The organism is Exiguobacterium sp. BRG2 (assembly GCF_031844245.1).
GTDB lineage: Bacteria > Bacillota > Bacilli > Exiguobacteriales > Exiguobacteriaceae > Exiguobacterium_A.
Window position 1 is genome coordinate 66976 of record NZ_JAUZUW010000012.1, and the last position, 9315, is coordinate 76290.

The window sequence follows — 9315 nt, forward strand, 5'->3', positions numbered from 1 at the left end:
TTTACGCCTCCTCGATGTGATGTTCACAACAAGCAGATTCCTGACCGATTTCTAACGTCAGTTCTCCAAACAGTCGCAATAATTCTCGTACGGTATCGTTTCGCAACGAGTAGTACCCGAACTTCCCTTGTGTCCGTTTTTGAATCAATCCGCATCCTTTTAGACACGCCAAGTGTTGCGAGACGTTGGACTGATTTCCTTGAATCGCTTCGACGATTTCCGTGACGGTTTTCTCTCCGTCACGGATACATTCTAAGATCTGCAATCGTGTCTTATTAGAAAAACCATGTACGACCCTTACCTTTAAGTCCAATGGTTCCAGTAATTGTTCCAAAATGTTCACTCCTTTTTCATATTCGAATCCGCTAATATTCTATCATCATATTAGCATTTCCTAATGTAAGCGTCAAAAAAATAATGGACTGGATTTTCTTCCTTATCTTTTCGACCATACATACCTACACATGAAGGAGTTGACACGATGTATCAAAAAAGCTTTCTCCTTTTGTTGCTTACGGGCGCATTATGGTGTTTCCCTCTGCACACCTCCGCACATACCGGGCTGGAATCTTCCACTCCGGGAGCGAATCAGACTGTTCAACCAACTGACAAACTGACCCTCCGTTTTGAATCCGAGATCGAGGCTGGCGGTAGTCTTCAAGTATCCGCCGTGGATGCTTCCGACAACCTTGAGGGGACGTTCACTCAAGAAAGCGAACGGATGATTTTGACACTTGACCGTCCCATGGCGCTAGGGAAATACCAGGTCGATTGGAAAATCATCGGGACAGATGGACATCCGATCAATGGTACATATACATTCACTGTCGTATCAAGTAATACTACGTCCGAACCAGAAGAGGAGACATCATCTGTTCAAAAGGAAACGAAAAAAGTAGCACCTTCTCAGGTCACTACTCGCACGACAGAAGATGGCAGATTTCCCTTCTGGATTGCCGGAGGCTTGTTCGTCTTGGCGTTGTATGGTTTCTACCAGATTATCCTGAAGGGGCGGAAGCGATGACCGCGCTCTATCTGATCGGCGATACGCTCCTCTACGGTTGTCTTGCGCTGTTGATCGGTTTCTTTTCCGTCCAGCTCATCCCTCGTTCTTACCGACCTGACGTATCGCTTTCAATCCGCTGGGTTCGCATGCTCATCGTGCTGATGCTGTTATCCTTTTCCCTGTCCGTCTTACGAATCGTACTGTATTTATATGAAGAGATCGGTTTTTAAATACACTGCGATCCGTGTTACTTACATTCGAGGCAGGGAACGCTTGGATTCTGATGGCTCTCTGGAGTGTACTCCTTCTCATCGTCATCAATCGTGCATCACTCAGTCCTGGACGTATAAAACTAGGGGTATTCCTTGTTATGGCGTTGGTCGTTACGTTCGCGTGGTCCGGGCACGCCTCTAGCATCAAAGGGGCAGAAGGCATGCTCGTACATTCTATTCACGCACTCGCCGTCTTCATCTGGACCGGTGGATTGCTCATACTCGGCTTTTGGAGTCCATCAGACCGTAACTGGGGCATCTTCCTCGAATGGTTCAAACCACTCGTGACGCTATGTTTCTTACTGATCGTCGGTTCCGGCATCTATCTGATGTCTGTCGTCGTGCAGGTAGAGGAGTATTCCGATTCCTGGATTTTACCGTATGGACAAGCCTTACTCTGGAAACACGTCCTGATTCTACCCGTGCTGATCATCGGTATCATGAACGGGAAGTGGAGTTACGCGTCTCCTGAACGATCGTTTGAAGTCCGACGGATGCGGATGCGCAAGGAAGGCATCTTGATCCTGCTTCTCTTCACAGCGACTGCGTGGCTCGGTCAACAGGAACCCCCTCACTCGATCAAGGATACTCTTCAATCCAGCGGGGCTGGTCCACTGTCAGGGTTTCTTTTCCCTAGCTTGCGTTTCACCTATTCTGATATCCGGTTCGAGCCGACCATGATATCCCTCTTCTTGATGGCAATCAGCCTCCTTTTCGTGGGATTGTTGGTGTACGTCATCCGATCAACCCAAGACTCCATCAAGACCCTCTATCTTGGATTAGGCGTCTCGATCTCATTATTTTTCGCAGCGTTGTATAGTATTTCCGTGTATTTATGATCCTCCACATGAGCATTTCAGCGTGTGCGACGTCTTATACAAAAAGAAAGGCACGCGATACAGCAGCCTTTCTTTTTTCATACTTATTCATCATTTTCATACTAGTTATAACAGGTTCAATCCTATTTTAAATCGGTGCCATTTCTAGACTACTACTGGAATATGTATTACAATGTATTACAAAGGAGCTGATAATCATGAGTACCATTTCCGTACGTCTGGATGATCAGGATACACGACTTATCAAGGAATATGCGAAGGCAAAGAACATCACGATTTCTACACTCGTTCGCGATGCCGTCCTCGACCGTATCGAAGACGAAATCGATTTGCAACTCTATCATGATTCCATGGCAGCACACCGTAAAAAATCAGAAGCGATATCTTTCGACGACATGATGAAGGAACTTGATTTAGAATGACAGCTTATAATGTAGAATTCGAGCGCGGGGCTCAAAAATCTCTCAAGAAGATGGACCCACAACAAGCGCGGATCATCATGTCCTGTATCAAGAAGAACCTTGTCGGGACGGATGATCCGCGTCGTCATGGGAAAGGACTCGTCTCGAATCGCTCTGGCGAATGGCGGTATCGCATCGGCGACTATCGTCTGATTGCTGACATCCAGGATGAGAAAGTCGTGATATTGATTCTTGAGATTGGACATCGTCGGGATATCTATAAATAAAGCATCCAAAACTCATATCTTAGGAAGTACATGATAATCAATCAAAAGCCTTCTCTTTTGACGATATGATGAAAAAGCTAGAATTAGAATGACAACATATACAGTTATTTTTTTTAGGTGTGGATTCAAACCTCCCTTCAGAGGGTGGATTATTAAAATAAAGATCATGATGTCCTAGTTAAGGCAAACTCTGACTAGAACTGATGATTCGCGCTTTATGTAAAATAGATAGAACGTGTCATGAATCGTTGGATGAATGACGATACAGCAATAGTGAAGGTTCCCGAATCACTAACATTCAATAAGAATTGGATACACAAAAAAGATTGTATACATTTTCAGCGAGTACTTACTCATTGAGTTCTCTTGTCCGAACCCAAACTCTGATGCTTAATCCATATATTTTTTCAAGACGATGGCGGCGTTATGACCACCGAATCCGAAAGAATTGGATAGTCCGTACTGCATCTCCAGCGAACGAGCCCCTCCTGCTACATAATCAAGGTCACACGTTGGATCATCGACTTCAAGATTAATCGTCGGTGGAATGTTGAAATCATCTCATTCATGCTGATTTAAGATATTTTAGATAGCATTTATCTGATATTAATTATCTATAGTAATTATTATTTTCGTGAAATCATTCTAAAGCCTAAATTAATATTTTATTTGTAATCGTACACTTTGTATTATCAACCTGATTGTCAAGTGGGAGAATACAGTCTAAATAATTGCAGATATAAACAAGCTCCAATGATAGCAAAAAGGAGAATGATAGTGAAGATACCAAGCGGGGCGATCCATCCTGATGCGTAGATAGCGAGAGGTGCTAGCGTCTTACCAAGTGTGTTTTGAAGACTATCAGCAGCTAGATACTGACCTCTTGCCTCCTCTGGAGCATAATGACCGATGAAACTCTGCGTGACTGGTGTACGCATGATCTCACCTAACGTGAAGATGAGCGTACAACCAAACAAAAACCAGATGTTGTTATTCCATCCGACTAAAAATGTACCTCCTCCTGCAAGTAAGGTCGAAACGACGAAGAGACGTCTTTCTGACCAATTTTTAAGTCGATTCGTTACGGGAAGGATCAAGATGACAAACAAAAGACCATTAAAGCTTACCAGATAGCCAAAAATGGATTGGCTCGTGAGCTGAAAAGAATCCAGCAAGTGCGGTACGAGAGGTTGTTTAGGCACATTGTCTATCACGTAAACTGGTAAGTAGAGATCGAGTTGCATCACTGGGAAGAGTGAACAGGTTCCCGCAATTACGTATAGCAGAAAAATACGATCTTTGAGAATAAGTCGATAGCCAGACCACTTAGACTGAAACGCATATTTAAGTGGGGTCGTTACATCTTTTTGCTTGGATCGGACAGGTAAGGTTTCACTAACAATAAAATAGATCGTTATGAAGTAAAGAAAGAGAACTATTGCACAGGTCCACAATAACAGTTGACGATGTTGAAAAAAGAAGACTGCTCCAATGATTGGTCCTAAAACGGCACCAATATTGTTCACGGTCATAAATGTCGCATACACTTGTCGCAATTCATCTTTTGGAACTGTGTCCGCTATCATCGCTGAACTAGCAGGACGATAAAATGCTGCGCCTATATTAATTCCGATAAAGGCAACATAATTAATCCAAGGAGAAGAAGAGACAGCAAATAGAATAAACATGGTCATTTGCAAAAATGTTCCGATCAGCATCACAGGACGTCTCCCTAACGTATCCGCAAAGCTTCCTCCGGTTAAACTTCCGACAATACTTATTAAGGGGGGCAGTGCCATTATTAATCCAGCAGTCTGTAACCCTAGTCCTTTACCAAAATAGACCGTTAGAAAAGGAAAGTACATCCAAAATAGCAGATTGAAAAGACCTTCTCCTATCAGTCTGACTTTCACATTAGGATTCAATGTAGTTTTGTTCATAATAACTCCTCTCATAGTTAACGAATAGCGTCTTCTTTTCGTAGCTTTACTATAGAGAAGATAGTTATCAAGATATAGACTTATATTTTGATATGGATTATACTAATATTATGAAAATTAAGTAAGGACACTTTTATTTAAATTGTCACGTAAAACGAACGTATGTTTGTTTTGAAACGAAGTGACATATCTTTCTGTCTTACTTTTTTCTATCTCTTAAGAATTTTAGAATTACCGACGATATAATTGTTCGATAAGAAGCAGTTCCTGTCTTTACATGACAGGAACTGCTTCTTATCGTTTAAGTTCATAGACTTTTACTTTATCGAGAAGGAGTAATAACGGACCAACTAAAAAATAAAAATTTCTTATTTTTAACAGAATTATTTACTACAAGAAGAAATTGCGATTTATTGATGTCGTTTGTAATAAATTTAAGTCTGTAAATTAGATTTCACGGATACTTTACTTTCATTCTTCTTTTGGGATTCGTTCATCAACGATCATTTAATGTGGTGGACTGAAGGGAGTCGATGAATAAGGAATAGGCATGGTCGATTACATGAGAAATAGCATATCCACCCATATAACTATGTGATGCATACGTTGAATGCGTCATTTTATCAAATTGTAAATGACTTTCCTCACTCTAATCTGAGTGGTTGATTTCTATAATTTGAAAATTCATTTGTCAGTCTTTTGATTTGCTACTGTGCTTTTGCAAGTGCAATCGAGAGGATAAAAAAAACAAGCTACCTCTATAGATAGCTTGTTTTATCATGATTTGCGAAATACCCAATAAGACTGACCTAGATAATTTAACCCCGTATAGATAATCATCCCGATCAGAATCGCTCCAGTCTCTTGTAGATTTGGCAATACGTAATGCACTCCCCATAAACTAAGACGATAAGCGATGAGATAACTAATCGAAACGACGATCAAAAAACGTATCCAATAGGGCCATCCTCCAGCCTCTTGACGAAAGGTGAAGCGACGATTTAGCATATAGCTGACCCAAACACCACATGCATTCCCGATCGCCGTCGCTCCCCAATAACCAGTATGCAAGACATGAAAACAAATCAGTGTCAGCGTCAGACCAACCAGCGTATTAAGAACTCCTACTAATAAGAAACGAAGAAAGGTCATCATTCTCGTTTTTTCTCGACGACATAACGAGGACGTCGTTTGACTTCCTGATAGATTTTACCGATGTATTCTCCTATCAGTCCAATACCTAGTAATTGAAGTCCGCCGATGAACCAGATCGACATCATTAAAGACGTCCACCCATCCATCGCTTCTCCTTCATATCTACGATAAAGAGCATATCCGACAAAACCGATCGAGACGATGAGCATGAATAGTGAGACTAAAAATAACAACTTAATCGGACGAACACTAAACGAGGTCACCCCATCCCATGCGAGTGCCATCATCTTTCGTAATGGATATTTTGATTCGCCTGCTGGACGTGATTGACGTGTATAGGTCACTTCTGCTGTTTGAAAACCAAGCGAAGGTACCATCCCCCGCAAAAAGAGATTGCGTTCCGGATGTGCACAAAGTGTTTCGACAGCTCGTTTGCTCATGAGACGATAGTCTGCATGATTGAAGATGGTCTCTACACCCAACCAGTCGATGAAGCGATAAAAGCCTTGAGCAGTCGACCGTTTAAACCAGCTATCGGTCTGACGATCTTCTCTTACCCCATAGACGATATCATTCCCTTTCGCAAATTCACTTAAAAACTGTTCAATCACTTTTACGTCATCCTGAAGGTCCGCATCCATTGACACAACACAATCCGCATCGGTGTGTCCTTCGACAAGACCTGCGAACAAAGCATTTTGATGTCCTACGTTATGTGCTAATTTTAATCCTCTAAACCGACCATCTTGTGCGTGTACATCTTCAATTTGGGCCCAGGTATCATCCTGACTTCCATCATCTACGAACAAGACAAAGGAGTCCTCAGAAATGAGGTGTCGTTCTCGCCACTCTGTTAAGAAACGGTGCATCGTATGGACCGTCAAGCGTAATACTTCCGTCTCGTTATAACACGGAATAATTACGCCTAGCGTAGGGATTGTCGTCATCGTCATACCATTACTCCTCCTTAAATGAACTTACTTCGTATTCTCTGTAGTAGCTTGGATACGGTATAACCTAATCTTCCAAGCAGAATGTTGATCTTCAAACGTTTTTTCGTACTGCAATCCAATGGCTGCAGCATTTTTGATTGGTACAGCAGACAAAAGATATGTCGCACCGATTTGCTTCAACTGTGCTGTATTGATAGATAATTGTCGAACCGGTACTTGATGCTCCTTTGTGTACTCGTATTCCTTACCGAGTTCAGATGAAAACACATAGACTCGATTTCCCCACGTATCAAAATAACGTTGTAATAGCTTACTTTTATCCAATTCTCCAGCAATCACCTTTCGGAAAGATGCTTTATAGCGTAATGGATAAAAGTTCACATAACCATCCACGGTTTGCATACCATTGTATTGTGCGATCGCAGGGTGCATTCCGAGAGAAGCGACCTGATAGTCTTTCGTTGGTTGGTTGATGAAGCGTTTAATGTCAGAAAACTGAGAAGTCGCATAAAACGCTTCATAGGATGGATGATGACGATAGAGGAACTCGGGATTCCATGCAAGCAAGACAAGGGTTTGGGCTACGAGCAAACAAGTCACCCATTTTCGTTTGGCAGTTCGCCATAGCCAGTCGAGCATCAAGTAAAACAATGCATACCACAACATCGGTTGAAGGAAGTGGAATCGTGAGAAATTGAAAGTTCTAATGAGAGAGACATGTTGCTTTAAAGGATTCCACCCCTCATAAAACCAAAACGCATACCACAGCGATAGTCCAAATAGAAACCACATCAAAGTTCGAATTCGTCTTGCTGCATGATCTTTTTGACGAAATACTAGAAATCCAACAATCAGAAGTGTTAGGAGGATGATGGGCGATTGTACTGCGCGATCATGTGTATGACCAAACACTAAATTCTTAAAAAATAAACGAATACTTGCCCAAAATCCGTTATTCCCTGTTTCGAAGTCATTTCGACTCGTAGGCTCTTCTTCCCACAGCATCGAGAAGACCAGTCGATATTCAATTAATAAGTATAAAAGGACCTGAAGGCCATAGGCGATCCAAAAACGGCTATGAAAACTACGTGCGCGTATCTCCTTCACCATATGGTAAATGGCAAGCGTTGCTAAAAAGAAAACGATTCCTAGCACGAAGCTCGAATAGAACGGAACCACTAACAATACGAATGCACTCGATTTTATTTTCCGTCCATGCCAGATATTCCAATAAGCCCACAATAAGAGTGGCATCCCAAGCGTGCTGAGCATGCCCGATGGCCAGAATGGTGTCCAAGAAAATAGAACTGCTACCCACAACGCATATGATTTAGGAATAACCCCTTTCGCATAATCACGTAGTAACAAGTACATTCCTAAGAAAGCAAAGATTCGGACCAACGTTTGACTGATCACGTATGCCGTAAATGGTGGGAACCATTGATATAGCCACACGATACCTGTAAACTCACTGACGAAAGCATTTCTCGAGACGACCCCATTCAATAAGTCAGGAACATTTGCATGAAGGCTTGCGTAAATACTATTGGTATCGACCAATGTTTTATACCACGTGATGTTTGAGTCTAGATTATCATGAATACGGACATGTGCATGTTCCCCCAGTAAGACCATCGGTAAAATATAGAGGCAAGCTAGTAGCAGCCCTATTAATATGCGAGTTTTTTCTCTCATCATACCTCTCCTTCATCTACTTTAAGATTTAATTCTTTTGTTAGTAGTTTCAAGAAATCAATTGCCTGTTCTTTTCCTCTTATAACTTTCTTTATGGTATATACTCCCTAAGAAACTATTTCCAATGATACCTTATATCACAATAGGATAGGTGACATTTATTAAATTTACTTTTCAGAATTAAAGTTAATTCAATTAATAAATTAGTTAAATGGAGATTAGAAGAATTAATCAATCTTGACCAGACCTCTTCTTCTTTTTCTACTTTTCCCTTTTATGAATGACTAACTATAGATTTTTTTAATTCTATCGAGGAACTACAAAGAAGCATCGTACCATTTCTGTTAAGAAAAGATACGATGCTTTTGGGTTCTTAAATTTACTTCATCAGCCTTCGAAAAGGAGAACAAGATTTGGAGACTTTGTTTTTTATATGACGAAGTTCCATAAGTACGTGTAAATTTAAAAATGATTTTAAGATCGAACTAGAAAGTAACCTGGATTACGCTATTCTCCTAAAAAGCACAAAATAATTAATTACTCAAATGGAGTGCGTTAAAATGCATATTCAAACTATAGATGCTTCAAAAAAGATTTATTATGATGAACTTGGCTGGTTAAGTGCATCTGACTGGTTGCATTGGTTAGATATGCATATACAGTGTCATTTAAGAAAAAGATAGGCACTACATTACTCCTTATTTACAAAACTAATCATTTTTCATGATCGACTACATTTTTTCTCTATACGAATTGTAATATTAAGT

General features: G+C 41.0%; 10 protein-coding genes and 1 pseudogene. 5 read left to right on the forward strand and 6 right to left on the reverse strand.

Annotated features, from left to right (window positions below; all coding sequences use genetic code 11):
- Position 1: 1 nt before the first annotated feature.
- Complete coding sequence (locus Q9R23_RS14145) at positions 2 to 334, reverse strand: ArsR/SmtB family transcription factor (protein WP_081780456.1); 333 nt, start codon at positions 332 to 334, stop codon at positions 2 to 4.
- A gap of 147 nt (positions 335 to 481) precedes the next feature.
- Between Q9R23_RS14145 and Q9R23_RS14150 the strand changes: the two genes are divergently transcribed.
- The 5 genes from Q9R23_RS14150 (at position 482) to Q9R23_RS14170 (ending at position 2805) form a co-directional block, all read left to right on the forward strand.
- Positions 482 to 1024: a copper resistance CopC family protein gene (locus Q9R23_RS14150; protein WP_311247340.1), complete on the forward strand. Its 543-nt coding sequence runs from the start codon at positions 482 to 484 to the stop codon at positions 1022 to 1024.
- Positions 1021 to 1236 (forward strand): hypothetical protein, encoded by a 216-nt coding sequence (locus tag Q9R23_RS14155; protein WP_311247341.1) that lies wholly within the window; start codon positions 1021 to 1023, stop codon positions 1234 to 1236. Before Q9R23_RS14150 ends, Q9R23_RS14155 begins: the two co-directional genes overlap by 4 nt.
- Before the next feature lie 140 nt (positions 1237 to 1376).
- Entirely contained in the window at positions 1377 to 2117 is a 741-nt protein-coding gene (locus Q9R23_RS14160; protein WP_311247342.1) for a copper resistance D family protein, read from the forward strand.
- Between the two features lie 197 nt (positions 2118 to 2314).
- Complete coding sequence (relB, locus tag Q9R23_RS14165; protein WP_026829710.1) at positions 2315 to 2539, forward strand: type II toxin-antitoxin system RelB family antitoxin; 225 nt, start codon at positions 2315 to 2317, stop codon at positions 2537 to 2539.
- A complete protein-coding gene (locus Q9R23_RS14170) occupies positions 2536 to 2805 on the forward strand; it encodes a type II toxin-antitoxin system RelE family toxin (RefSeq protein ID WP_311247343.1) in 270 nt (89 codons plus the stop codon). Before relB ends, Q9R23_RS14170 begins: the two co-directional genes overlap by 4 nt.
- Positions 2806 to 3195: 390 nt before the next feature.
- On the opposite strand, the pseudogene Q9R23_RS14175 reads toward Q9R23_RS14170, so the two are convergent.
- The 5 genes and pseudogenes from Q9R23_RS14175 to Q9R23_RS14195 all read right to left on the reverse strand — a co-directional run.
- Positions 3196 to 3354, reverse strand: a pseudogene (locus Q9R23_RS14175) (beta-ketoacyl-[acyl-carrier-protein] synthase II); the annotation flags it as partial.
- A 155-nt stretch (positions 3355 to 3509) separates the two neighbouring features.
- Complete coding sequence (locus Q9R23_RS14180; RefSeq protein WP_311247344.1) at positions 3510 to 4745, reverse strand: MDR family MFS transporter; 1236 nt, start codon at positions 4743 to 4745, stop codon at positions 3510 to 3512.
- 777 nt (positions 4746 to 5522) lie between these two features.
- Positions 5523 to 5900 carry a GtrA family protein gene (locus Q9R23_RS14185; protein ID WP_052169496.1) on the reverse strand — a complete coding sequence of 126 codons (378 nt, stop codon included), beginning with the start codon at positions 5898 to 5900 and terminating at the stop codon, positions 5523 to 5525.
- Entirely contained in the window at positions 5897 to 6853 is a 957-nt protein-coding gene (locus Q9R23_RS14190) for a glycosyltransferase family 2 protein (RefSeq protein ID WP_311247345.1), read from the reverse strand. Before Q9R23_RS14190 ends, Q9R23_RS14185 begins: the two co-directional genes overlap by 4 nt.
- Before the next feature lie 24 nt (positions 6854 to 6877).
- Entirely contained in the window at positions 6878 to 8548 is a 1671-nt protein-coding gene (locus Q9R23_RS14195) for a DUF6044 family protein (protein ID WP_311247346.1), read from the reverse strand.
- Positions 8549 to 9315 lie beyond the last annotated feature (767 nt).

Bases quoted from the DNA above. Each gene is read 5' to 3' on its own strand.
- Q9R23_RS14170 (WP_311247343.1), top strand. From the start codon at position 2,536: ATGACAGCTTATAATGTAGAATTCGAGCGCGGGGCTCAAAAATCTCTC.
- Q9R23_RS14160 (WP_311247342.1), top strand. From the start codon at position 1,377: ATGGCGTTGGTCGTTACGTTCGCGTGGTCCGGGCACGCCTCTAGCATC.
- Q9R23_RS14155 (WP_311247341.1), top strand. From the start codon at position 1,021: ATGACCGCGCTCTATCTGATCGGCGATACGCTCCTCTACGGTTGTCTT.
- Q9R23_RS14195 (WP_311247346.1), bottom strand. From the start codon at position 8,548: ATGAGAGAAAAAACTCGCATATTAATAGGGCTGCTACTAGCTTGCCTC.
- Q9R23_RS14150 (WP_311247340.1), top strand. From the start codon at position 482: ATGTATCAAAAAAGCTTTCTCCTTTTGTTGCTTACGGGCGCATTATGG.
- relB (WP_026829710.1), top strand. From the start codon at position 2,315: ATGAGTACCATTTCCGTACGTCTGGATGATCAGGATACACGACTTATC.
- Q9R23_RS14180 (WP_311247344.1), bottom strand. From the start codon at position 4,745: ATGAACAAAACTACATTGAATCCTAATGTGAAAGTCAGACTGATAGGA.
- Q9R23_RS14190 (WP_311247345.1), bottom strand. From the start codon at position 6,853: ATGACGATGACGACAATCCCTACGCTAGGCGTAATTATTCCGTGTTAT.
- Q9R23_RS14185 (WP_052169496.1), bottom strand. From the start codon at position 5,900: ATGATGACCTTTCTTCGTTTCTTATTAGTAGGAGTTCTTAATACGCTG.